Raw genomic sequence first — 26,290 nt, forward strand, 5'->3', positions numbered from 1 at the left:
AAATTAAATTATTCGATCTATTCGATCGAATAATAAGCAATTGATAGGGTGGTAATTTCTTAGTAATGCCGAATAAAAAACAACACATTAGCTATTTTTACTTAGTTAGCACTATCGACTAAAAAAGATATAATATTAGCCACTGTATAATCATTTGTCCTGTTTCAATCCCTGCTCAGCCAATGGATAACGTGATATCACACTCTGATAGCGTTCCCATTTGGCGGGTAATCATGCAGGCTGAGTCAATAATCGGCAAAATCATGGCGCCCCCGCTGCCTTCCCCTAATCGCATCTCCATATCAAGATAAGGGCGCACACCAAGATAATTAAGCGCTAATTGAGCCCCTTTCTCCGCAGAACAATGAGAAGGAATCAAATAAGGATGTACCGTTGGCGCTATTTGCATCGCAATCAGTGCCGCCGCATACGACAGAAAACCATCCAGCACCACAGGAACACCGGCCGCAGCAGCACCAATAATCACCCCGGCCATACCGCCAAGTTCAAAGCCACCGACTTTTGCTAAGACATCGATACCATCTTTAGCATCGGGCTGATTTATTTCAATTGCTCGTCTAACCACATCAATTTTATGTTGTAGGCGTCCCGGCGCTAAATTGGCCCCGATACCTACGGCATCATCTGGGTCGGCGTGACACAATACGCTAACAATCGCAGCGGCCGAGGTGGTATTTCCCATCCCCAGTTCCCCAACGCCGAGTAAATCAACGCCTTGATTAACCTGTTCCATAGCTAAAGCGGCACTGCGTTCAATCAGTGCTACCGCCTGATCCCGCGTCATGGCGGCTTCTTTGGCAATATTGCCCGAGCCCCGTGCAACCTTATGATTTAACACCCCTTCAATAGGCGCTGAATCAATACCGCAATCCACCAATAAAACCTCAGCGCCTGCCTGTTTTGCCAATACATTAACCCCGGCTTTCCCTTTGACCATATTCACCATCTGAATCTGGCTAACCGCCTGAGGTGCCTGACAAATACCTTCAGCATAAACGCCGTGATCGGCGGCCATCACAATGATTTGTTTACGGGGATAGGCAATATCAGTACGTCCAGATATTCCGCTAAGTTGAATGGCAAGCTGCTCCAGACGCCCCAAACTACCAATCGGTTTGACCAGTTCATCCAGCTTCTCCGTCATTTGCTGCATAGATAGCGTATCTAACGGACGAATTTGATTAATAATCTGGGACAGCATACTCATAACATTGAAAACCTTAAGGAAGTAAGAGAAATCAGGCAGTCGCCTCACCGTGAGTATTCAAATGTCGAATCACGGCATGCCCCTGATGAATGTCGATAACGCTATAGGCGTCATGGTGGAAAGTAAAGTGCCAAAATGCCTCCGCAGGCATATTTAGCAGAGAAAGCAAAATACAGCGCAACGTCCCTTGGTGCCCTACCAACAACACGTTTTGTAAGGCCGCCGCTTCAGCTTGTTTCAACCAAGAGGTAAATGTCTGTTCAACTCTTAGAGAGAACTGATTAAAACTTTCACCCTCCGGCGGCGCGATCCCTTGCCAGTCATTACACCAGGCAAGATAGTGCTCGGCATCATTCTGTTCCAACTCTTGATAATGCCGCCCTTCCCACTGACCAAAGCTGATTTCATTTAACCCTGCCAATACCTGATGGGATTCACGGTTTAATGGGCAAATATAAGCCGCGGTTTGTTGAGTTCGCAACAAACCGCTGGTAATAACCTGTTCAAACTGGATAAGCGATAGCCTCTGAGCCAGTGATTCGGCCTGCCGGATACCTTCCTCGTTCAGTGGATGATCGGTTAACCCGAAGTAAACACCCCGCTGATTAATCTCAGTCATACCATGCCGAACCAAATACAGCCTCATAACCTAGTGAGCCATCAACAACAGAAACAGCAATTCAGCAATTTCAATACCGGCCCCTAACGTATCCCCGGTCTGTCCGCCCAGCTTATTTTGAATCAGGGCGCGGTAAATCAATAAGATAACCCCGGTTGCTGCGGCCATCAAAACACCATATCCACCAATACACAGAAACACCAAAATAGCGCCAATAATCAATGCCGGATAAAACTCACCGCCACCAATCTTGCCAATAAACAGATTGCCCATTCCGCTCTCACGCGCATAGTTCTGACGATACATTAATAATACGCTGAGCGAGCGGCTGACCACTGGAGCAATAATCAATAACCCCACCACCGCAGGCTTGCTTTCGGCTATCTGATATACGGCAAAAATGTGCAGTGCGGTTTTAAATATCAGCGCCAGCGCGCCCTGAACGCCTATTCGACTGTCACGCATAATCTCTAGCATCCGTTCCCGTGGTCGGGAAGAAAAAATGCCATCCGCCGTATCAGACAATCCATCCAGATGAAATCCGCCGGTGATCATCGCCATGGTCAGGACCGCACAGGTTGCCGCCAGCAGATTACCCCACCAGAGCTGAGTCAAAACAAAAACAAACGCACTAATGAAACCAACGGTTAATCCGGTCAATGGGAAAACCACCGTCATTCGGTGATACTCTGAGATATCAACATCATCGGTATAGCGTGAGGGAACCGGAATACGCGTCAATAACTGTAGTGAAACCAAGAAGAGTTTGATGTATTTCATTGTTAACCTTTAATCTTCATATCAATACCAGACACCACAAAATGGACCTCATCAGCCTGCTGAGCCAATTGCTGATTAACCCGACCCGCAATATCCAAAAAGCGACGCGCCAGCGTATATTCAGGGACAATGCCACAGCCAAGCTCATTCGTCACAATGATGATATCACTGCGACTTTCGCTACAGGCTTTCAATAAATCATCAACTTGAGGGGCCAACCAACGTTCAATATCATCGTAATCCAGCGTTTCAGGATCTTGGTTTCCTGCTCGCTCAAAAATCAGATTGGTCAACATGGTTGTTATACATTCTAAAACGATAACGGGAAAATATTCAGACTGTTGGCGAATCTCATTGCCTAATTGGCGATACCCTTCATGGGTTCGCCAGTGTGCAGGTCGCGTCTGTTGATGGATCGCAATACGCTGCGACATTTCATCATCCGTCGCCAGAGACGTAGCAATATATAGCACATTGCCGCCGTAACTCAGTGCACGTTCATTCGCCATCTTTTCAGCCAAACGACTTTTTCCACTACGAGCCCCACCGGTAATCAAAATCATGATTTCCTCACCTTACAGCCGCTTTGCTGCTCCATAATCTGATAGATACGTTCAATATCGATATGGGCTCGCATATGCATCGCCAGGTTATCGTATTCTTTCTGCTTCATTTCCAGAAATGAAAAATTCTCGGCCAATGGGGGGAGATCCTTACACTGGCGTAGCTGATTAAGCAGGCTTCGGGTAAATGCCCCTTCATCAAAAATACCGTGAATATAGCTTCCCATCACATTGCCTGAAGAGCTAACGGCACCATCGTCTTCATGAATAAGCTGACTATTGCGAGAGGTTAAACGACAGAACGGCTTAACGCCCGGTGCTCGAACGGTTTGCCCCATATGAATTTCATAGCCCTGAACCACCAGTCCATCACTAAACAGCGGGGATGATGCGGTTATCCCCACGACTTGAGTCGTGACTTTATGTTGAGCAAAACGGGTTTCGCACTCCAACAGACCTAACCCCGGCATTTCTGCTATCCCTGACTCAATGCCATCGTACAGTTTAGTGCCTAACATTTGATAACCGCCGCAAATTCCCAGAATAGGAATCCCCAATTCCGCTAAGCGTTTTATCTCAAGATCTAAACCGCTTTCATACAAATAGCTTAAGTCTCCCAGAGTATTTTTACTGCCGGGAATAATCAGCAGATCGGGATAACCAATGGCTTCTCCGCGGGCCACATAGCGCAGATGCACATCCGGCTGGGCCGCCAACGGATTAAAATCAGTAAAATTCGATAGGTATGGCAACTGTAAGACTGCAATATCCAGCTCATCATATTTGGCATAGCCATGTTGCCGATATTTGTTCTGGCTTAGGCCAACGCTATCTTCATCTTCAATATTCAAGTCAATAAATGGCATTACGCCCAATACCGGTACTGAAGTCATTTGCTCTATCATTTCAATACCGGAATGTAACAGCGCAATATCTCCCCTGAACTTATTGATAATTACGCCCTTCACTCGCGCACGTTCTTCATCATTCAGTAGCGCCAGCGTACCGTAAATCGATGCAAATACCCCTCCGCGATCGATATCTGCCACCAGAATAACCGGTGCGTCAATTCGCTCGGCCATTCCCATGTTAACAATATCCCGATCCCGCAGGTTAATCTCGGCCGGACTACCAGCCCCTTCCAGCACCATAATGTCATGTTCAGCCGCCAGACTGCGGTAAACCTGCTCAATCTGTGCCATTAATTGTGGCTTATAATGATGATAGGTTTGCGCATCCATACTGCTGAAGACCTTCCCCATCAGCACCACTTGTGCCTGCATATCACTGCTGGGTTTAAGCAGTATTGGATTCATGCGTACATCAGGTTCCACGCCAGCCGCTTCCGCCTGAAATATTTGCGCACGCCCCATCTCATCACCGGCTGCGGTGATCCCTGAATTTAATGCCATATTTTGCGATTTAAACGGCGCAACGCGGTATCCATCCTGATAAAAGATCCGGCATAGCCCAGCTACCAGAACGCTTTTGCCAACATCGGAGGCCGTCCCTTGCAACATGATTGATACGGTCATGAATTACCTTAAGATCAACGTCTATCTACGTGATGAAAAACCAACTTTAGGCTCAAGAATAACGTTTTTTAGCATTACACCTCAACCTATGGCAGATTGTTTGTGGTGCAAACCATTTTTAGCGCCATTATATTGAATGCCATATCTTTCTATTTTCTATCATCACGCTGGAGAATACCTTAATGCCTTACGTTAATATCAAAATTACTAAAGAAGGTGCGACCGCTGAACAAAAGCAACAGCTAATTCAAGGGGTAACGCAATTATTGGTTGATGTACTTAATAAAAACCCAGCGACGACCGTTGTCACTATTGATGAAGTTGATACTGATAATTGGGGAATCGGTGGCGTTCAGGTGACAGAACTGAGAAAAAACAAATAGCGATTTGGCTTTAAGCAGAAGCAAAATATGGGGTAGAGAAAAACGCTGAATTACCGCCGATTTGGAACAACCAGAAACCAGAGTTTCTCTGGTTTCTGGTAAGATACTCAACGCGATTACAGGTGAATACAGGTTCCTTTCTCACGCTTCAGAATTTGTGCTGCATCGTGTAGCGCACCGATAAAGGCTGGATTACCACTCTTTTCAACATAGCCAATTACCGCCTGAGCTTTTGGTCCCATCGAACCATCGGCAACCGCAAACGGTTTTAACTCCTCGGTGGTCACATCACGTAATGCGCGCTGGTTTGGCGTACCCCAATCCTGATAAACGGCATCCGCATCGGTTAAGACCAGTAAACAGTCAGCCTTTAATTCCGCCGCTAATAGCGCTGCCGAGAAATCTTTATCGATTACTGCTTCAATTCCCTTATAGCCAGCACCGCTATTCTTCACTACAGGTACGCCGCCACCGCCGTTACATACTACGACGTGACGCATACCAATCAGCGCATTAATAGCGTCAAGATCGAGGATACTTTGCGGCATCGGAGAAGGCACAACTCGACGAATATATTTACCATCTTCTTTCATGATCCAGCCGTAGCGCTTGGCGGCTTCTTCGGCGCTTTCCTTGTTATACACCGGACCGATAAACTTGGTTGGATCGGCAAATGCTTCATCGTTGTTATCAACCAGTACCCGAGTCATTACCGAAGAAACCGGCGGCATGCCAGCTTCTTCGCTCAGGCTTTGTGAAATCATATAGCCCAACATGCCCTGGGTTTCAGCAACCAAAATGTCTAATGGATAAGCTGGAGTTTCTTCATAAGCTAAATTCTGCAATGACAGCAAACCGACCTGTGGACCATTACCATGAACAATAACCACGTTATAGTCTTCCGATAAGGTTTTAACCACTTTTGCTACTGCAGCAATATTCTTATATTGATTCTCCGCAGAAAGAACTTCATTTCTCTGTAATAAGGCATTGCCACCCAATGCAAGCACTAATGTTTTATATTGCTTATTACTCTTATCCATGATTCACCTCTATAATATAAAAAGCGTACTCAGAGCTAAACATCAGCCCTATTGATTGGTTTATAAAATTAATGAAAAAACAGCATTTAAAAATTCATTAAATATATTTTTAAATAATGTCTCTATTTAATGATTTTATTTATTCATTGATATTAAGCAGCCTGAGAAAAATAATCATTGATGGCTAAATAACCAAGCCAAACGCCTAATAGCGTATCCGCCCCCGAATGATGACCAGATGTTAATAACTGACTTACTGACATCATCATTTTATGCTGGCTATTCCCAACCATCGCTCTGGATAAACGTAATGATGGCGTAGCAAATATTCCCCGTGCGGCATAAGACAAATAATTCACGCTGACAATCGTGGTTAACAGTTCCAACCGTTGATGCTCTTCTTGACTGAAAAAGCTCAGCTGCTTTAACCGATGACTTAAACGCCGATCGCTGTATGCCGTTAGCAACATACCCACTAAGGTGTCATCCATGCTGGGAGTTAATCCCGGCCCTTTACCTACGAAAGATTGCCAACTAACAGATTCACCGGATAACCAACGAACAAAGCCTTGTTGAAGTGCTAATAACTCATCATTTAATCGTGAACTGACCAACCCAGCTAAGTCACCATATAAGCCACAGCAACCATTATGTTGAATCATCGCCTGTTGCAGATTTTCACCGTTGATAGTGCCAGTTAACTCTGCCTTTAGGCTCAAGCGTCGTTCAGCACAATCTATCTGCATATCGTCCAAAATAATTTGCTGCTGCTGAATAGTCCCAACCTGATCAATCAATAAGCTATCGGCCAGATAACAAAAATCATCCTGCTGTAGCACCATGCCAAATGGACTCATCGCCTGCACACCGTGCTGCAAGGTTAATAATTGCCCATTGTCCAACACCAGATTAATCGCTTTTGAATAAATGCTGTGGCACTTCACCTCGCCATCAATCAAGCTAATGTGTTGGCTGGTAGCTAACGGACTAAACCGAATACGATTTTGCTGCATAACATCCTCTGTAAATTCGTCTGGTTAAGTCACAGCGGGCTGGGTACCGCTAAATTCAGCAATACCCAGCCCCATCAAACCTTCGATTACTCTACGCCCATTTCCTGAGCCAGAGCCTCGAGAGCTTTTTCAAAACAAGCCAGTGGCGGACGAACTGTTCCAGCACCAATTTGTCCAATTCCCGGTTCTTTATGAGCAATACCGGTATTGATCAATGGAGTAATGCCGGTTTCAACGACGCGACGGATATCCAGCCCAATACATGCGCCTTGGAAATCCCAAGTTGGGATTTGCAGTAACATGTTGTTTTCCAGATAAATTTCGCTCATTTCCTCGGTAACTTCCGTTGCCGCATCAATACCACCTGCGCCTACGAAGCGTGTTACGCCCGGTGCGGCCAGCATTGCTGCACCACCAACACCAAAGGTCTCAGTGATCGCACTGTCACCGATATCTGGGTTAGCATCATCTTGACTGAATCCGGTAAAGAACAGGCCTTGTGGCGTATTCACCGGTGCAGTAAACCAGCGGTCACCTAAGCCACTCACGCGGATACCAAAGTTCTGACCATTACGGGTCATTGCGGTAACAATACTACCTGCTTTAATTTGTGCACCCGCATCCATAGCGGCTTTACAGTAAGCCATTGCCAGGTTAAGGAAGAATTGGTCAGTGATGCTTAAGAATTGCATTACATCAGTAATCTCTTCTTTGCCGCGGTTCAGCTGAGAAATCTTCGGTGCTAAAGCACGCATTAACAGTGCAGAGGTCGCAATGTTACGTTGGTGGAATTCATCCCCCATGGTAATTCCCTGAGCCATCATCGCAGTCAGGTCGATACCGTCTTCAAACATTTGCAGAGTTTCACTCAGCACTGGTGCCAGTACATCACGCATCCAGGCTAAACGCTGTTGCACGTCCGGACCGTAAGCACCGAAGCGCATTACCTTACCGATACCTTCGTTCAGGTTACAGTAGGCATAGTTACCGTGCACCGCGTTATAAACCACGATCATTGGCATATTGGCGGAGGTAATTCCCCCCATCGGGCCAACGGCATCAACGTGATGGCAAGGGATAAATTCAATTTTGCCGCCGTCCAGCATCGCTAAGGCTTCATTCTCATCCTTAGCCCAACCTTCAAACAGACAAGCACCGATACAAGCGCCACGTACTGGGCCACTCATATATTTCCACTCTACCGGTGGACCGGCGTGAAGCAGTTTGTGACCGCTCTGTAATACAGGAACAACCTGTTTAGCCGATTTAACATCAATCCAGCGAGGACGAGCCTCTTTAATACGTTCGATAACTGCGGTATTGGCTTCTGCAATAGACTTATACATATCAATGCCCTTACTGTAATTTTTTTAATAAATTAGCTAATTTTTCATTGCCGCCGGCAACAGGTGCCCATTGGTAATGCACGACGGGAATATCGCTACTCTGGAGATCTTCAGCAAAGCTTCTCAGACCAGCATTAATCACATTCACACCTTCGAGTAACGGTGCCGGAGAAATCGCTTTAGCAGCAGGAATAGTGTCGATCAAGGTGCTAGCCAGTAATACGGCCTGTGGTAAGGTTTCACATACCACGATGCCACCATCACGTAGAATTTGCACCTGCGCCGAACGGCACTGTGGATCTTGTTCTGTACCGGTTACGGTGGCAATCACGGCAATCGGTTGATTAGCTCCGCGTTTAGCGTGCATCTTTTTCACGGCTTCAACTACGGCACCCGCAGGATCCAGCAGCGAGCCATATCCCAGCACCACGTCAATCATCAAGACGCCGATATCAGCTGAATCCGCCAGCTTGATAATTTCCTGTTGACGGACCGCAGGGTCAATCATTGGGTGTGGACGACCTACGGTGTAGAAGTCATCACCTAAATCGATAACTTTGTGACCGCCAGCGTTCAGCATCACACCTTTGGCGTGTTCGCTATCCGTCTGTAAACCCAGTTGGTCAGCCAATAACATCGCCGATTCAGCCGCCAGCGTACCGCCGGTGTACAGACCCATAATCTTCTTGCCTGGCACTTTACTGCTTTGTTCTGCCATCTCTTCGACTTTAGCCAGCGTTACCGCCAGTTCAGCAGCCTGATTAAGGGTATTGGCCAGATAAACGTTACCTTCGCGTGCTTTTTCATGAGAAGCACCAAGGAACAACGCCACGATTGGCTTATTAATCGCCTTCATCGCATCAAGGACTTTCTGGCGAACAGCTTCAGCCGGAGGCTTAGAAACAAACGCAATCACTTTACTATTGGTATCATTGGCCAGCATATCCAGCGCCGTGAGTGCGCTTACGCCGCCCACTTCAACGGATAAATCACGACCGCCCAAACCAATGGCGTGGGTAATCCCCTGCCCTGCGAGAGCAACCTGTGAAACCAGTTCCTGAATACCAGTACCGGATGCACCAATCACGCCAATATTGCCTTGAGGTAATACGTTGGAGAATGCCAGAGGTGCACCAGAAATAATGGAGGTACCGCAGTCTGGCCCCATCATAATCAGGCCTTTGCTGCTGGCTTTGCTCTTTAAGCGAACTTCATCTTCCAGCGACATATTGTCGGAGAAGATCATCACGTTCTTATCGCTATCAATGGCTTGCTCAGCCAGATCGGCGGCATATTCGCCAGCGATGGAGATCAGCAATAAATTGGCCTTAGGCAGCTTTTTCAGTGCGCTGTCCCAACGCCTAACCTTAAGTAGTTTTTTTCCACCGCGCTGCCCCTGAGCCAGGGCTTCCAGCGATGCCTCTAGTTCACTGCTAATGAAATCAATAATAGCGGGATCGGTATTATCAGTACGGATAGCAACACAGATATCATTAGGTGTTGCATCAAGGAACATGTCGTGCCAGAAACCCGTCGTTTCCAATAATGATTTATTTGCCGGGGTTCCCATCATGACCGATACTTCATCGACCTCAGGAGACTCGCTCAGTTTTCGGGAGATAATCATTAAGCTCACCGAGTCCTGAAAGCTCCCTTTTTTTACAAACGCATGTATCATTTTATTCACCTTAAGAAGCCTAACCATGAATACATTGCCTGAGTGAAATAGACAAATTAATAAAAACTGCAAATAATAATTTTAAGTTGGTTAATTATTCAGATGATTTTAACAATCATAAGAAGTAATTACTTGCTGTCATAAAATTCGTATAAATCACACGATTAACGCTGTGGACACAGTACAAATAAAACTGGGGGCGTAAGTTGAGGTAAGTCACACTAAGCCTATTATCATAAATTTTAATCCATTGAGGCGGCTATATTTTAAAAATTTTCAAATATGTTAATATTGATTTTGTTCTTTTCGTTCTTTATTAAATTTTTTTTGTATCTGTAGCTTATTTTAAAAAAACATCTAACTATCTAATAAAGGATAATTAGATCACATAATTTCCTATTTAGTCAGGTATGGTATTACGCAAAATAGAAATAGATAGAATAGTACGATACAAAATAAATGCTTACTCCGGGATGTTAATAAGGAAAGCCCAATGAAAGTTACACGTCAAAAATTACACCAACTTATTCAACAAAAACTGGCTAAAGCAGGTTTGTCTGATGAACATGCCTCTATAGTTTCAGATGTACTGGTTCATGCCGATGCCAGAGGAATTCACTCACACGGCGCCGTCCGAGTAGAATATTATTCAGAGCGAATATCTAAAGGTGGTACCAATACCCATCCTCAGTTCAATTTTGAACAAACTGGTCCCTGTTCAGGTATTTTTCACGGTGATAACGGTGTTGGCCATGTTGCTGCCAAACTGGCAATGGATGAAGCTATCGCACTAGCTCAGAAAAACGGCGTTGCCGTGGTTGGCGTCAGACAAATTGGTCACAGTGGCGCACTCTCTTATTTTGTGCAACAGGCAGCAGAGAAAGGCGTTGTCGGTATTTCCTTGTGTCAGTCAGATCCGATGGCGGTTCCTTTCGGCGGTACCGGTGTTTATTACGGCACCAATCCGATCGCGTTCGCTGCACCAGGTGAAAACGGCAAAATTATGACGTTTGATATGGCTACAACAGTTCAGGCTTGGGGTAAAATTCTTGATGCCCGTTCACGTAATGAAAGCATCCCTGATACTTGGGCAGTAGACAGCAACGGTGAAGCGACGACCGATCCTTTTGAAGTTGAAGCGCTGGTTCCCCTCTCCGGGCCAAAAGGCTATGGTCTAATGATGATGGTGGATGTGCTGTCTGGCATTCTGCTTGGTCTACCGTTCGGTAACCGCGTTAGCTCAATGTATAACGACCTGACTCAGGGTCGCGATCTGGGTCAGTTGCATATCGTGATTAATCCTTCATTCTTTACCGATGCAGAAACCTTCAAGAAAAATATTATGCAAACCATGGCAGACTTGAATGCAGTTAGACCTGCGCCAGGCGTTAAGCAAGTACTTTATCCTGGACAAAACTGCGATATTTATGAAGATGAAAGCAATAAAAATGGCATTGAAATCGTTGATGAAATATATGATTACCTGATTTCAGATGCGCTGTATAACAATTCTTATGATCATAAGAATCCGTTTGCACATTAATTCATCATTAATAATAAATAAATTAATCATTAATTTTTCTCACCTGTTATATTCAGGTGAGAAAAATAATTAGTATGTTGTGACTTGTTCAATTAGTTAATCAATTCCTTGGATGGTAGTTATTTACCCAATAGGCAGTTTGTTATTCATATTTTATAACGTGTCCTAAATGTAATGCCAATTGAGACAAACTCATTTGGATACCCAATTAAGCAATAAAGGCGAAGGTACCATGAAAAATATTATTCAGGACGTAGAGAATAATGTGAACTGGCTGAGCCAGTTTGGCGCAGTCCCTAGTGGTGGAATTACGCGCTTACTCTACACAAAAGAGTGGTTTGATGCTCAGCAGGCATTAAAAAGCAAATTTGAAGATATTGGATTAGACGTTTCATTTGATGAAGTGGGTAATCTCTCCGGTCGTTTAACCGGTAGTCAATATCCTGAACAAGTCATTATGTCTGGTTCACATGTCGACAGCGTAGTAAACGGCGGTAATCTCGACGGTCATTTCGGCATTATTGCGGCCTACCTGGCAATACAATATTTAAAAGAAAAGTACGGTACCCCACTGCGTACTCTGGAAGTTATTTCTCTGGCTGAAGAAGAAGGTAGCCGTTTCCCTTATGTATTCTGGGGAAGTAAAAACCTGTTTGGCTTGGCTAAAAAAGAAGATGTACAAAATATCAAAGACGGTGCCGGCGTTTCCTTTACCGATGCCATGCGCGGCCTGGGCTTTAACTTTAAACAGGATGAGACCGCCGCACGCAAAGATATTAAAGCGTTTGTCGAGTTGCATATCGAACAAGGCAGCGTGTTGGAGAATGAAGGCAACACCATTGGTGTGGTTAACAGCATTGTTGGACAGCGTCGCTATAACATTACGCTGAAGGGTCAAGCTAACCATGCGGGCACCACGCCAATGCGCTATCGTAAAGATGCGGTATACGGTTTTAGTCGCATTTGTACCGAATCTATCGCTAAAGCCGAAGCCGCTGGCGACCCACTGGTATTAACCTTCGGTAAAGTGGTACCTAAACCCAACACCGTTAACGTGGTTCCTGGCGAAGTGATGTTTACGATGGACTGTCGTCATACCGACCAAGCCTATCTGAAAACCTTCACGGAAGAAATTGAACATGATATGCGCGCCATCGCTAAAGAGATGGGGATGGAAATCGAAATCGACCGCTGGATGGATGAAGCCCCGGTTCCGATGGATCCTCAGTTAGTCGATACGTTGAAAAATATCTGCGATAAAGAACAGCTCAACTACCGCGTTATGCATAGTGGTGCTGGTCATGATGCGCAGATTTTTGCACCGCGTGTACCTACTGCCATGCTGTTTATCCCAAGTATTAAAGGTATCAGCCACAATCCGGCAGAAAAAACCAAAACAGAAGACTTAGTGGAAGGGGTTAAAGCCTTAACTCAAGCTCTGTATCAATTAGCTTATCAGGACTAGAGGTTTATATTATGCAAGCGGATAGCGTAGCTAAAAATAGTAAAACCGGTGGTATGGAGTATTGGCAAAAGATTATTATCATCCTTTGCCTTGGTTGGGTCGCCATCTGGATTTACCGTACGGTATTAACACCTATTTTCCCTGAAATACAGGGAACTATCGGTCAACATTCCGACGCTGAAATGGGGCTGATTGCCAGTTTCTATTTCTTCGCCTATACCGGGATGCAAATTCCAGCCGGTATTTTGGTGGATAAGTTCGGCAAGAAAGTCGTATTAATTCCCGGTTTCCTGCTGTTTACCATTGCAGCCTTGGTTATCGGTAATGCCACCAGCCTATCGATGATCTATCTGGGTAGCCTGTTAGCGGGTATCGGTTGTGGTTCCTATTACGGCTCAGCCTATTCTCTCTCCTCCGAGAATATTCCTGCCGAGCGTCGTGGTTTATCGACCGCCATTATCAACAGCGGTTCCGCGATTGGTATGGGTATCGGTCTGATTGCGTCCAGCTTCTTTGTGAAAAGTCTGCAAATGGACTGGCAGCTGATGCTGTATATGATTGCCGCCATTCTGCTGATCATGGTATTGGTTTTCGCTATTGTAATAAAAACACCACAAACAGCGCCTAAACCGGTCACTCAGGCAGCAGCAGCCCCGGTAGAAGACGTTTCAGTTCCTGTCGCAGGCGGCAAGAAAAACCTGTTTACCGGCAAAATGATTGCAGCCTATGTGATTTACTTTGCCACTTGTTATGGCTATTACATGGTCGTGACTTGGTTACCATCCTTCTTGCAACAAGAGCGCGGTTTTGAAGGTGTTGCCATTGGCTTCTCCTCAGCACTGGTTGCTTTCTCCGCGATCCCTGGCGCCCTGTTCTTTAGCCGCATGTCTGATAAATTCCGCGACAGAAAGATTGGTCTGATTATCTTTCTGGAACTGTGTGCCGCAGTGATGCTGATCTTAACCGTTATCGCACCGAACTCAACCATCCTGCTTATCGGTCTGGTGCTGTACGGATTGCTGGGTAAATTGGCGGTTGAACCTATTCTGATCTCTTATGTAGCAGATAACGCCCCTAAAACCGGCTATGGCACCTCATTTGGCGTATTTAACTTCTTTGGTATGAGTTCATCGGTGATTGCTCCATTCCTGACCGGCGTTATCTCTGACCAAATGGGTTCAAAAGTCATGGGCTTCTATATCTCCGCCATTATTTTAGTTGTCGGTACCGCTATCTTCTTTATGGCTAACATGAAGAAAAATAAATAGCGCTAGGTATAAACATGTCATAACGCAATAAAGACGGTTTGTTCTTTATTAAATCGAGTAAAAAGAGTTCGATAGATAGGAGTAAGTCATGGGTTATTTCAATAACAATACGGGTTATCCAAAGGATTTATTAGCGTCCCGTGCCGTTATTAAACGTGAAAATTATGCGTTAATTCCGACTGACGGTTTAGTCAAAAATATCGTTCCCGGATTTGAAGAGTGCGACGTTACCATTTTATCCTCCCCTAAACTGGGTGCCTCTTTCGTAGACTATATCGTCACCATGCAGCCAAACGGCCGTAATGAAGCGGGCTATGGCGAAGCCGGCGTTGAAACTTTCGTTTATGTTATCGACGGAAATGTCAAAGCCTCAGCGGGCGATCAAGCCTTCAATCTGAGCACTGGCGGTTATCTGTATTGCCCACCGGGCAAGCTGATGTATCTGAAAAACGAGAACGGTGGTAAAAACAGCCAACTGTTCCTGTACAAGAGAAAATATTCACCGCTGGCCGGTCATGAACCAATCGTGGTTTCTGATAACGTTAATAATCTGGAAAACATCCAGTATGAAGGCATGAGCAACGTTATTCTGAAAGACCTGCTGCCTAAGGATCTGGGCTTTGATATGAATATGCATATCCTGAGCTTTGAACCAGGTGCCAGCCACGGCTATATTGAAACCCATATTCAGGAACACGGTGCTTACATTCTGACCGGTGCGGGTATGTACAATCTGGATAATGACTGGATGCCGGTGAAAAAAGGCGACTACATCTTTATGGCGGCGTACTGCCTTCAGGCAGGCTATGCAGTTGGCGATCAGCCATTTAGCTATATCTATTCTAAAGACTGTAACCGGGATGCCGAACTGTAATCGTTTATTCCGTTAATTGCCAAATGGCCGCCATTGTGCGGCCATTTTTATGGCTAACTGACAGTAATATGCGATAAACGTTATACCCAATGCGCAGGTATTTCACTCCTGTATGTCATCATAACTGATGAATTCCGTCATCCTGGTGACCACCGGAATGACGTGTTAGATGGAACAAAATGCTAGATGGGCACTAATCTTTAAACCAAATAGCAAAAACCCATCACCCCGGCTTTTACCGAAATGATGGGTTATTGAACTATGACACGCTGAGTAAAAATGGTTAACCAATCAACAAGGCTAATACCTGCAATCTGTTACTTATTGACCAGCTTAGGCGATACGCTATAAGTTAATATTGCGCCACAAATCATCATTACCGCCAAAACACTCATGGCCGCCAGATTGGTACCGGTTATTTCTTTAAAATACCCAATAATATAGGGTGAAATAAATCCGCCAATATTGGCAAATGAGTTAATCAAGGCGATTCCCGCCGCGGCACAGCCACCGGTGAAAATAGCGTTTGGCAGGCTCCAGAATAACGGAGAAGGCACCAGACTTGCCGCGACCGCAATTGACAGCGTAATCATCACAACCAGCTTATTTTCATGGAATAAACCGATACAAACCAGCGCAACCGCAGCAATCAAAAACGGTACAATCATATGCCAGCGCCGTTCACGGTGCTTATCCGAGCTACGTGCCGCCCAAAGCATCGCCACCACCGCTAACATATAAGGGAACATCGTCATCACACCAATTTCAAATACCGAATTCACACCGGTATCCTTAATAATAGTCGGCACCCAAAACGCCAACCCACCTTGCCCCATCACGGTACAAAAACAGATCAGACACATCTTGCTAAAATTCCAGGATTTCAGCATCTCTTGGGTGGTCCATTCCTTTACCGGGGCTTTTTGGTTATCTGATGACACTTTGGCTTTCTGCATATCATCATCAATTAATGACTTTTCTCTTGGGCTTAACCATTTTGCTTTGCTGTAGGTATTATCCAAAAAGAGAAAAATAATCAAAGCAACAATTACGGCTCTTGGGCCACTAACAAAAAATAACCATTTCCAACCGGATAAATTAAATAGACCGTCAAAGTTCTCAATGATCCATCCACATAATGGGCCACCGATAATATTGCTTACCGGAATACCGCACACAAACAACGCGGTCATTTTGGCTCTTCGGCTAGAGGGGAACCAATAAGTTAAATAGAGAATCACACCGGGATAAAAACCGGCCTCGGCAATACCCAGTAAAAAACGGGCAATATAAAACTGTAAAGGGGTGGTTATAAACATGGTTAGCATGGAAATCGTTCCCCACACCACCATCAGAAAGGCAATGATTCTTCTGGCGCCATAACGGCTAAGTAAAATATTACTGGGTACACCAGCAATAATATAACCGATAAAGAAAACGCCAGCGCCAAGCCCATAAACCGACTCAGCCATAGCGATATTACCGCCAAGCAAATCCGGCATCATCTGGAATTTTGCAAAGGAGATCCCTACCCGGTCCAGATAGCCAACAATATAGCTAATTAGCAATATTGGCATCACTCGCCAAGCGATTTTGGAATAAATACGATCTTTTTCTGTTTCACTATCTAATGAAAAAGATCCTGTTTTCACAGCGTTTTTTGTTTCCACTTTCATAGCTCCTTGCTATAACTGTTCAGCAGGAGAAGTTTAATTAAAACGAATTAAGAAATACCGGCGATATTACACAGTTTTTATAATAAACTGGATTAGTTAAAAAATATTGCCATACAATTAATTATTGATTAAAGAAATTTTACAATTATTATGACTTAACAGCCAGTCATTTATTTTACACTTTAGCCATGACAACATAACTAATTGAATAAATAAGTACCACTTAATAACCATGCTAATCATATGGTTATGAAAAAATGTAAATACATCAGCAAAAAGTATCAGATCACATATTTTAAGATTTAACCTTGTTAAATCACTAATATAAAAAATTTATCTCAATAATCTACTTTGAAACTGACCTCATAACAAATACACTCGTTAGGCGAATAAGGCGAAAATTCATGGTATTAAGAGAATGGCCACATCAAATTAGTCATTATTCAGTTACGGAACATAAAGGCTTACTATGCTAGATCACGATACTATCCGCTCATTCATCAAAGTTGCCGAATGTAGCAGTTTTTCTAAAGCGGCGGAGTTATTGCACAAAACCCCAGCAGCAATCAGCTATCGGATAAAAACGCTAGAGGATGATGTCGGTACCCAGCTTTTTTTACGCACCACCCGTAGCGTGTCACTAACACCCGCTGGCGTTCATTTGTTAGAACAGTGCAGAATGTGGCTATCTTGGCTGGATAGCGTGCCTAATGAACTTCGTCAGATCACCGATGGTATTGAGCGTCAGGTTAATATTGTCGTGAACAATCTACTCTACGATGAAGATACTTGTGCTGGCCTACTCAGCTACCTACATCAGAAATTCCCTTTCACCCAATTTCAAGTTTCCTGCCAAATCTATATGGGAGTATGGGATAACTTACTGTATGGCGACTGTCAAATGGCCATCGGGGCAACCGGCAGCGAATCGCTGTCCAATAATATTCAAATTCTACCGCTGGGCGGCGTAGAATGGGTATTTGTTGTTGCCCCTATTCATCCATTAGCCAAAGGGCCGGAAGTCCTGACCGAAGAGATGCTACGTGGATACCCAGCGATCAATATTGAAGATACGTCCAAAAACCTGACTAAACGTATTGCATGGCTGTTACCCGGTCAAAAAGAGATAAAAGTGCCTGACCTGGGAAGTAAACTAAAGTGCCACCTTAACGGCCTCGGCGTCGGCTTTCTACCGCGTAAACTCTGTCAGCCTTATTTAAACTCCGGGCAACTCATCACCAAAACAATTCAGAACAGTCGCCATCCTTCTCAGCTCTCGCTGGCATGGAACAATGAAAAAGACGGTCAGATTGTTCATCATATCGTTTCATTATTTAAATCGGATAACCCTATTATCCACGGTTTTCTACAAAATGTGACACCAGGTGCAACTAAACGTCATGCTTAATTAGTAAGGTCGTTGAGCGAGAGAACAATATTCGCCTACTCAACGACCTGCTGTAGCTCTTGCGTATCAACATCATATTTTACCACTACGTTATTGCGATAAAGGCATTCTGACTGCAACACTATCGGCTCCTGCCCTTTCGTTGAGATATCGCGCCAAATCTCATTCTGACGATATACATGTCCCCCATAAGCACAAATCGGTGCGCTTTCTGATACACGTGATATTTCACCTCACGAGGTCGGTCACACAACAGCTCCCCTTCTAACTGATGATCGGCCACCTTAAAGATAAGCTGGAAAGTATCCTGTGTAGGATTGTGTAAAACCAGATCGATATAGTTGTAAAAAATCGCTGCACCAGAGCCAAACGGCAGAATCCGCCCTTCATCGGGAAAAGGATCAAAACTATGATTTGCCCGCTCAACCACCGTCAAAGGTGAATGAATGGCCATCCAGTGAATCAGGTTACTTAATTGACAAATACCGCCGCCGACGCCACTACGGGCCTCGCCATGGGAAAGCTCCATTCCCTCAACAAATCCTCGTTTCGCCGTAGGTTTGCCAACTAATCGGCAAAAAGAAAAGTACTCACCGGGACGAATAATAATGCCGCTGGTCGACGCCGTCGCTAATCTTAAGTTAATCACTTTGTTATGCTGCAGAGCAATATCACTGCTCCCTAATTGACGGATCAGCTTAGAAGTATGCTTAATAAAGCGATAGTCGAGTCGCTGCTCTGGCGTTTTCAAACTGGCATAGCGACGCGGCGAAAATGTCCAACCCAGTTGACGAAATAGACGCTTTTGCCTAACGCGCAACCAATAAAGAATCGGATGATATGAAGAAAGCGGCCTGCTCATGATGGTTAATCCATTAGCTTATACAATAAGAGCAGCCTAACCAGAGAATATGTGTTTTATATGAAGTTGATAAACCATCAGAATATCGATGAATCCATTAGATGTCGCTTATCTATCCCCACACGATGAAGAAAAATCACCCAATGCTTTGAATTTAATCATGTTACTTGCCAATAAACATCGATATGAGTGAAATAGCATCAAGATCTCAAAAATTATAAGCAAACGTTTGCAATCTTAGGCAATCGGTTGCTATGATAGGCGCAACAAAATGACGGTCTGTGTCCAGACCGCTTTAAGCGCTAGATCCTAATTTATAAAATTCCTTACCGATACGGTTGTGCCGCTACACTTTGTGTAGCGGCTTTTTGGTTTTTGAACTTTATGAAATTTCAAAGGATTAGCACTCAATGATGTTTCAGTCTATGGAGAAACGAAGTGACTGATATTGCTGATACTGCATCCATTGCTAAACGTTCGCTACTACAGCGAATTTTTAAGCTTGAAGAGCACGGTACCACGGTGAAAACCGAGCTGATTGCCAGTTTCACCACCTTTATCACCATGGTGTATGTCATTTTCGTTAATCCCCAGATTCTTGGCGCTGCTGGTATGGATATGAAAGCCGTATTCGTCACCACGGCGCTTATCACCGCCGTCGGCTGTATTCTGATGGGCGTTATCGCCAATTTACCAATCGCCGTTGCGCCCGGTATGGGAATCAATGCTTATTTTGCCTACGTATTGGTTGCCGGTATGGGACTGGCTTGGCAAACCGGCATGACCATCGTTTTTCTTGGTGCGGTAGGTTTCTTTCTGCTGTCCATTTTCCGCGTACGCTACTGGATGGTCTCCAATATCCCTCTTTCATTGCGCATTGGTATCAGCAGCGGTTGCGGTCTATTAATTGCCCTGATTGGCCTGCACAACGCCGGAATTGTGGTTGCTAACCCTGACACCATGGTGACTATCGGTAATGTTAAATCCATTCCTTTTGCGTTGGGTAGTTTGGGCTTTTTACTGATTGCTGTTCTAGCCTATCGCGGTCTACATGCTGCGGTGCTGATCTCCTTTGCCGTAGTGACGTTTATTGGTTGGTTATTGGGCGACGTTCAATACAACGGTATTCTCAGTACCCCACCGGATATCTCTCCGGTCGTTGGTCAGCTTGATTTGAGCGGTGCGTTTAATATGACGCTGGCCGGTATCATTATTTCAGTGATGCTGATTAACCTGTTTGAATCATCCGGTACGTTAATTGCCGTTACCGATAGAGCCGGACTCGCCGATGAGAAAGGCCGCTACCCCAACCAGCAGAAATCTTTGTGTATTGACAGCATCAGCTCCGTCGGAGGCGCTTATATGGGCACCTCCGCGGTTACCGCCTATATCGAGAGTACTTCCGGCGTGGTCGTTGGTGGTCGTACCGGTCTGATGGCGGTGGGCGTTGGCCTGTTATTTCTACTGGCTATCTTCTTCTCTCCGCTGGCAGAAATGGTACCCGGCTACGCGACCGCCGGTGCACTGATCTATATCGGCGTACTGATGATTTCTGATTTAACCCGTATTGATTGGCATGATTTAACCGAAGCCGTTCCCGCTTTTGTTGCTACGGTGATGATGCCATTTAGCTTCACCATTACTGAAGGTATTGCCGCTGGTTTCGTGGTGTATTCATTTATGAAATTGGGCACCGGGCGCTGGCGTGAAATCTCCGCCTGTACCGCAGTAATGACTATTTTGTTCCTCGGACGTTATATCTTTTTATAAAAACTGGAGTGTTAGGGATGTTACAAGAAGACTTGCGTGAAATGATTGATGCCGGCGCGGCGAAGTTTCCGGCAGATCTCGTTATCTGTAATGGCCAATTGGTTAACGTAAACTCAGCAGAAATCTATCAGGCTGACGTTGCTATTTATCGTTCTCAGATCGTCGCCACCGGTGATGTTTCGGAATATATTGGCCCTAATACTCAGCGCATTGACGCCAAAGGAAAATATTTGGTTCCTGGCCTAATCGATGGTCACCTGCATATTGAGTGCAGCAAGTTATCGATGACCAGCTTCGCGAAGGCCGTGGTTCCTCATGGTACCACCAGTATTATTTCCGGTCTGGATCAGTACGTGGTTACCGCAGGTCTGGAAGGCATCCGCGAAGTGCTGGATGAAATCGATATGGGCCCACTAAAAGTATTCTGGGGTCTACCGTTTATTACTCCTTATACACTGCCGCAAAGTAACGTCGGCTTTAACGTCACCGCAGAAACCCACCGTGAAGTGCAGAAGTGGCCTGAAGTGTTCGGCGTATGGGAAACGGTTTCCGAGTTTGTTGAAAATCAGCACGACGACGTGATGAAAGCCATTGAGCTGGCGCGCGAGAACCGCTTACCGGTATTCGGCTGTGCCCCTATGACCCGCGGTAAAAAGCTGAACTCCGTGCTGTGTGCCGGTCTACGCCTTGACCACGAAAGCTATGATCATCAAGAGATGATGGAAAAAGTCCGTAAAGGGATGTATGTGCTGATTCGTGAATCTTCCATTTCACACTTTATGCGTGAAAACCTGAAGATTGTTACCCATTTGAATCCACGTATTTCTCGTCGCGTCAGCTTCTGTACTGATGACGTTATTGCCTCCGATATTATGGCTAATGGTCATATGGACAAGTTAATCCGCATGGCTATCTCCTGCGGCGTTGATCCAATGACTGCGATTCAGATGGGTTCTATCAACTCGGCTGAAGCTTATCGTATCGATCATTTAGTGGGTTCAATCTCCCCGGGACGCTTTGCCGATATTTTATTGGTAGAAGACCTGTGCAAATTTGAAATAGATACGGTGATTGCCAAAGGTAAGCTAACCGTAGAAGCAGGTAAAATGGCTTACGATCTGCAACCGCCGGTACGTAGCGCCACGCTGCTGCAAAGCATGAAGCTAAACCCGGTATCAGCCGATGATATGAAAGTTCGCACCACGCTGGATGCAACGCGCGTTCACGCCCTATCGCTGGACGTTGACTTTAACGTACCGTTTGTCCGTAAAGGCCGTAACGTAGAGCTGGACGTAGTTAATGGCGTAGTGATGCCTGACATAGCTAACGACGTACTGTATGCAACAGTCGTTGAACGCTTTGGTAAAACCACCACCAAACCTGCCGTTGGTTTCTGCTCCGGTTGGAAACTGAAAGCCGGTGCGATGGCCAGTTCCTGTGCCCCAGATGATAACAACGTGATCTGTATCGGCACCAACTCTGAAGATATGGCAATGGCCATTAACCATCTGGCAGAGAATGGCGGTGGACAGGTTATCGTACGTGATGGACAAATTCTTGGTTTCTTACCATTACCAATCTGCGGTATTGTGTCTGACCTTGAGCCTGAACTGATGGCGGCAGAAGAAGAGAAACTACTGCAACTTGCCAGAGAGCTGGGCTGCGATCTACCGGATCCGCTGTTCTATATGTGCTGTTTACAGATTACTGCCATACCTGACTATGCGATTACCGATTTAGGCGTGATTGACTTCCATCAGCAAAAAACCTTTGACCCGGTTTTACGCTGCGGTTGCAGCCACGGAAAACTGCATAAGCCGGAATAGCGATGATTCGATTTGAATTGGTTATTACACAAGTAAACTGAACAACAACAGCGGCACATTATTCGTGCCGCTTGGTATTTCTATAGCCCCTTAAAACCTTACAAGTTAAGGGGATAAAATTGTTATTATCCGAGGTGTAGAGTGAGCGATAAAGCCCAGTTGGCAACATTGATTGATATGGCTGCCGGACGTATTCCAGCCGATCTGCTGATTATAAACTGTAAAGTAGTTAACGTATTTGACCAAACTTTGATGGACGGCCCATTGGCTATCGGTTGCGGTAAGGTTATTGGTTGCGGTGATTATCAGGCGAAACAGATTCTGGATGCCAAAGGTGGCTATGTGATGCCAGGCTTGATTGACGGACACGTACATATCGAATCCTCATCGTTAACTCCACCGCAGTTTGCCCGTTGCATTCTGCCACACGGCACTACCACCGTTATTGCTGACCCGCACGAAATTGCTAACGTCTGCGGCCTGGACGGCATTCGTTATATGTTGGACTCTTCCCGCGATCTGCCGCTCAACGTTCGCGTTATGCTGCCATCCTGCGTTCCGGCCACGCCGTTTGAACAGGCTGGAGCCATACTGGAAGCAGAAGACCTCGAACAGCTTATCGATTATGACGGTGTGTTAGGCCTTGGCGAAGTCATGGACTACCCGAGCGTTATCAATCACGCCCCTTCTATGATGAATAAAATCATGATGGCGCGCCGTCATGACCGGGTGATTGACGGCCATAGTCCGGGTATGAAAGGTAAAGATCTCACCGCCTATGTGATGAGTGGCGTAATGACCGATCACGAATGTAGCCGCCGTGAAGAGATGCTGGAACGTCTGCGTTTAGGTATGTATATCCTGCTGCGCGAAGGGTCTACCTGTAAAGACCTGCTTAATCTGATCCCAGAAATTACCCCGGCCAACTCCCGCCGCTGTGTCATGTGTACCGATGACCGTGAGCCATCCGATATTCTGTCTACCGGCCACATTAATAAGAGCCTGCGTCTGGCGGTTGAAGCCGGTTTGGATCCATTAATGGCCATTAGCATGGCAACCCTGAACGCCGCGGAATGCTTCCGTTTACGTCATAAAGGCGCTTTAGGTCCGGGCTATGATGCTGACATTCTGATTGTTGATAATCTGGAAGAATTTAACGCTAAACACGTGTTCACTGCGGGCAAAGAGATTGCTCGTGACGGTAAGATGCTGGTTGAACTCCCTAACATTATTCCCGATAGCGTGCGGAATACCGTGCGTCTGGCACCGCTAACCGAGGATAACTTTAAGCTGCCTCTAACCAGTAATACAGTACGCGCCATTGGTGTGAAACCACGCAGCGTCGTTACTCAAAATCTGGAGCTACCCGTCGTCCCTGACGCTCAAGGGTTATTTACTTCACAGCTGAATCCTGGTCTGAATAAGCTTGCCGTTATAGAACGCCATCACGCTACCGGCAATATGGGTCTTGGCGTACTAGCTAACTATGGTTTACAAGGTGGCGCAATTGCGATTTCCGTTGCACACGACTCCCACAATATTGTGGTCGTGGGCGATAATGATGCGGATATGCTGACTGCGGTTAAAGATGTTGAAGCGATGGGCGGTGGCTTTACCCTATGCCGTGAAGGCAAAATTCTGGCCCATCTGCCATTGCCGGTTGGTGGTTTAATGTCAGATAAGAGTGCTCAGGAAGTGGCTGAACAAATCGAACATATGCTGAAGTTGGCTCACGCTGAATTCCATATCAATGAAAATATTCAGCCGCTAATGACGTTGGTATTTATGACATTGCCGGTAATCCCAACGCTGAAACTGACTTCCACCGGACTCTTTGATGTGGTGAAATTCCAGCCGGTTGAGGTTTGCGTTTAAGTACGTTACTCCGGTGATATAAAATCAAACCGTCATAGCAGAACGCTTTGCTATGACGGTTTATTCCTCTTTATGATGCTACTGGCGTCGCCTCTCTGTTTTTATAAATATTCTTCACTAACGCAACAGACACCAGCACCCCACAGAATGCAAAAGCAGCCATAATTCCAAACACAATTTTATAGCCCAGAATACCTGGATTAGAATCCAGAATATGCCCATACAAGCTGAAGCAGAACATTGCCGGCGCATAACCAATAAAGCTGCCCAATGCCATGGCCGATCCCGTATATTCCTCACCTATTTTAGCTTCCCCAATTGGCGCAAAAAATACCGCTCGTTGAGTAAACACAATGGCGCCAAAGCCCAGCGTACAAACCATACCTAAATAAACCGGCATCTGCTCATGAGGTAAAACAATCAACAGAATTAAGACCACAACACTAATAATAAAAGAGTAACAAAGGAACTTACTCGGGGACTTCAAAATCTTATCGGAAATGATTCCACCAATCGGTCCACCAATCATTTTTAAGCAGTATTGGTTGATGATGCCATACGCTCCAACTAAGGCGATTGGCAGAGCATAGATGTTTTTCAAGAATGGAATAAAGAACGTTAAACCACAATAAACGGCGTAAACAAAAAATACGTTAAACGCAATCATCCATACCGTCTTATTTTTTAATACCGCAGAAATACGATTATTATTCTTTTGAGCGGGTTTATCCGTTGATTCTTTTTGATTATCACTCTTATCATCCAGCACTAAAGGAATAAAAATCCCGACCAGAATCGCTATACCGGAATAAAACCAAATTCCCGCTTTAAAACCTAATAACCCACTGCCGTAATAGGCGAATAATCCAAGCGCGGAGAAAGCAACCACCGTATCAACAACGCCTCGCCCGGTCTCAAAGAAGCCAAACAACCGCCCTTGTTGGTTACTATCACCTAACAAACTAATCGACTTTAACAGTACCGGCCAGTTCAACATATCGCAGGTTACGCCAAATAGCGCCCACACAAAAAGGATGCCCCAATAGCCTGGCATGGTCGATAGGTAAATACCAAGGAGACCCGTGGCGATCAACGAGAATGACATCGTGTATTTTCTTGGCAGTTTATCTGCAAAGTAGATAGACAGGAAAAATCCTATGGTGGTCACGATGGAGTTAACGGACATGGCATTACCAATCTGTCCATTCGTTAAATGAAAATACTCCTGCATTGGAATATAGAAAGCATCTTTTAACGAAGGCAGCTTATAAATAGTACCGCCGCAGAGTGTTAACAAACTAAATATTGCCCACTTCTTTTTAGTTAACATAGTTTAACCCTTTATTTTTAGAGCATTTAAAACAGTTCGGATATAAAAATACATTTCATGGTTTAAGTTTTAAAATAAAGATGCCCCTTAGCCATGATTAACAGGCCAATATATTAATTATTTAAAATAACCATAAACCTAATGATGGGTGATAAAAATTAATTACATAAAAACACTCACTGATATTGTCAAGATAGCTATTTTT

21 protein-coding genes are annotated in these 26,290 nt (G+C 45.1%); 9 read left to right on the plus strand and 12 right to left on the minus strand.

Going from position 1 to position 26,290, the window contains the following annotated elements:
- Positions 1 to 175: 175 nt before the first annotated feature.
- The 5 genes from cobT to EL341_RS09925 are packed head-to-tail and all read right to left on the minus strand — an operon-like array spanning position 176 to position 4,725.
- Positions 176 to 1,228, minus strand: a complete 1,053-nt coding sequence (gene cobT, locus EL341_RS09905) for a nicotinate-nucleotide--dimethylbenzimidazole phosphoribosyltransferase (protein WP_126467704.1) — start codon at positions 1,226 to 1,228, stop codon at positions 176 to 178.
- A gap of 31 nt (positions 1,229 to 1,259) precedes the next feature.
- Entirely contained in the window at positions 1,260 to 1,847 is a 588-nt protein-coding gene (locus EL341_RS09910) for a histidine phosphatase family protein (RefSeq protein ID WP_164720455.1), read from the minus strand.
- A gap of 30 nt (positions 1,848 to 1,877) precedes the next feature.
- Positions 1,878 to 2,627: an adenosylcobinamide-GDP ribazoletransferase gene (gene cobS, locus EL341_RS09915; protein WP_232036549.1), complete on the minus strand. Its 750-nt coding sequence runs from the start codon at positions 2,625 to 2,627 to the stop codon at positions 1,878 to 1,880.
- A gap of 2 nt (positions 2,628 to 2,629) precedes the next feature.
- Positions 2,630 to 3,190, minus strand: a complete 561-nt coding sequence (cobU, locus tag EL341_RS09920; protein ID WP_114986727.1) for a bifunctional adenosylcobinamide kinase/adenosylcobinamide-phosphate guanylyltransferase — start codon at positions 3,188 to 3,190, stop codon at positions 2,630 to 2,632.
- Positions 3,187 to 4,725 carry a cobyric acid synthase gene (locus tag EL341_RS09925; RefSeq protein WP_126467708.1) on the minus strand — a complete coding sequence of 513 codons (1,539 nt, stop codon included), beginning with the start codon at positions 4,723 to 4,725 and terminating at the stop codon, positions 3,187 to 3,189. The genes cobU and EL341_RS09925 overlap by 4 nt, the downstream gene beginning before the upstream one ends.
- 182 nt (positions 4,726 to 4,907) lie before the next feature.
- Between EL341_RS09925 and EL341_RS09930 the strand changes: the two genes are divergently transcribed.
- The gene (locus tag EL341_RS09930; protein WP_047781229.1) at positions 4,908 to 5,108 is read left to right on the plus strand and encodes a 2-hydroxymuconate tautomerase family protein; all 201 of its coding nucleotides are present in this window, start codon (positions 4,908 to 4,910) and stop codon (positions 5,106 to 5,108) included.
- Positions 5,109 to 5,224: 116 nt separating this feature from the next.
- Here EL341_RS09930 and EL341_RS09935 read toward each other — a convergent pair whose 3' ends face one another.
- The 4 genes from EL341_RS09935 to EL341_RS09950 form a co-directional block, all read right to left on the minus strand.
- Positions 5,225 to 6,151 (minus strand): carbamate kinase, encoded by a 927-nt coding sequence (locus tag EL341_RS09935; protein WP_047781230.1) that lies wholly within the window; start codon positions 6,149 to 6,151, stop codon positions 5,225 to 5,227.
- Between the two features lie 152 nt (positions 6,152 to 6,303).
- Positions 6,304 to 7,164: a DUF2877 domain-containing protein gene (locus tag EL341_RS09940; protein WP_114986729.1), complete on the minus strand. Its 861-nt coding sequence runs from the start codon at positions 7,162 to 7,164 to the stop codon at positions 6,304 to 6,306.
- Positions 7,165 to 7,250: 86 nt separating this feature from the next.
- Positions 7,251 to 8,510 (minus strand): YlbE family protein, encoded by a 1,260-nt coding sequence (locus EL341_RS09945; RefSeq protein ID WP_047781232.1) that lies wholly within the window; start codon positions 8,508 to 8,510, stop codon positions 7,251 to 7,253.
- A gap of 10 nt (positions 8,511 to 8,520) precedes the next feature.
- Positions 8,521 to 10,188 (minus strand): acyl-CoA synthetase FdrA, encoded by a 1,668-nt coding sequence (locus EL341_RS09950; protein ID WP_047781233.1) that lies wholly within the window; start codon positions 10,186 to 10,188, stop codon positions 8,521 to 8,523.
- Positions 10,189 to 10,681: 493 nt separating this feature from the next.
- Here EL341_RS09950 and allD point away from each other — a divergent pair, with 493 nt between their 5' ends.
- The 4 genes from allD to allE all read left to right on the plus strand — a co-directional run bounded on the left by allD (position 10,682) and on the right by allE (position 15,338).
- Positions 10,682 to 11,731 carry an ureidoglycolate dehydrogenase gene (gene allD, locus EL341_RS09955; protein WP_047781234.1) on the plus strand — a complete coding sequence of 350 codons (1,050 nt, stop codon included), beginning with the start codon at positions 10,682 to 10,684 and terminating at the stop codon, positions 11,729 to 11,731.
- 232 nt (positions 11,732 to 11,963) lie between these two features.
- A complete protein-coding gene (gene allC / locus EL341_RS09960; RefSeq protein WP_047781235.1) occupies positions 11,964 to 13,196 on the plus strand; it encodes an allantoate deiminase in 1,233 nt (410 codons plus the stop codon).
- A gap of 11 nt (positions 13,197 to 13,207) precedes the next feature.
- Positions 13,208 to 14,464 (plus strand): MFS transporter, encoded by a 1,257-nt coding sequence (locus EL341_RS09965; protein WP_197723502.1) that lies wholly within the window; start codon positions 13,208 to 13,210, stop codon positions 14,462 to 14,464.
- Between the two features lie 88 nt (positions 14,465 to 14,552).
- Positions 14,553 to 15,338, plus strand: a complete 786-nt coding sequence (allE, locus tag EL341_RS09970) for a (S)-ureidoglycine aminohydrolase (protein ID WP_047781237.1) — start codon at positions 14,553 to 14,555, stop codon at positions 15,336 to 15,338.
- Positions 15,339 to 15,655: 317 nt separating this feature from the next.
- Here allE and EL341_RS09975 read toward each other — a convergent pair whose 3' ends face one another.
- A complete protein-coding gene (locus EL341_RS09975) occupies positions 15,656 to 17,008 on the minus strand; it encodes an MFS transporter (protein WP_232036550.1) in 1,353 nt (450 codons plus the stop codon).
- Between the two features lie 475 nt (positions 17,009 to 17,483).
- Here EL341_RS09975 and allS point away from each other — a divergent pair, with 475 nt between their 5' ends.
- Complete coding sequence (gene allS / locus EL341_RS09980) at positions 17,484 to 18,422, plus strand: HTH-type transcriptional activator AllS (RefSeq protein WP_047781239.1); 939 nt, start codon at positions 17,484 to 17,486, stop codon at positions 18,420 to 18,422.
- A gap of 121 nt (positions 18,423 to 18,543) precedes the next feature.
- Here allS and EL341_RS09985 read toward each other — a convergent pair whose 3' ends face one another.
- Positions 18,544 to 19,284, minus strand: a complete 741-nt coding sequence (locus EL341_RS09985) for a VanW family protein (protein WP_232036551.1) — start codon at positions 19,282 to 19,284, stop codon at positions 18,544 to 18,546.
- A 447-nt stretch (positions 19,285 to 19,731) separates the two neighbouring features.
- On the opposite strand from EL341_RS09985, the gene EL341_RS09990 reads away from it, so the two are divergent.
- The 3 genes from EL341_RS09990 (at position 19,732) to ade (ending at position 24,755) form a co-directional block, all read left to right on the plus strand.
- Positions 19,732 to 21,054, plus strand: a complete 1,323-nt coding sequence (locus EL341_RS09990; protein ID WP_074822434.1) for an NCS2 family permease — start codon at positions 19,732 to 19,734, stop codon at positions 21,052 to 21,054.
- 17 nt (positions 21,055 to 21,071) lie between these two features.
- On the plus strand, positions 21,072 to 22,880 hold the full coding sequence (locus EL341_RS09995) for an adenine deaminase (RefSeq protein ID WP_047781241.1): 1,809 nt from the start codon (positions 21,072 to 21,074) through the stop codon (positions 22,878 to 22,880).
- Between the two features lie 141 nt (positions 22,881 to 23,021).
- On the plus strand, positions 23,022 to 24,755 hold the full coding sequence (gene ade / locus EL341_RS10000; RefSeq protein ID WP_197723503.1) for an adenine deaminase: 1,734 nt from the start codon (positions 23,022 to 23,024) through the stop codon (positions 24,753 to 24,755).
- Positions 24,756 to 24,825: 70 nt separating this feature from the next.
- Here ade and EL341_RS10005 read toward each other — a convergent pair whose 3' ends face one another.
- Positions 24,826 to 26,085 carry an MFS transporter gene (locus tag EL341_RS10005; protein WP_074822081.1) on the minus strand — a complete coding sequence of 420 codons (1,260 nt, stop codon included), beginning with the start codon at positions 26,083 to 26,085 and terminating at the stop codon, positions 24,826 to 24,828.
- Positions 26,086 to 26,290: the final 205 nt, after the last annotated feature.

It is taken from the genome of Pragia fontium, assembly GCF_900638655.1.
Classification (GTDB): domain Bacteria; phylum Pseudomonadota; class Gammaproteobacteria; order Enterobacterales; family Enterobacteriaceae; genus Pragia; species Pragia fontium.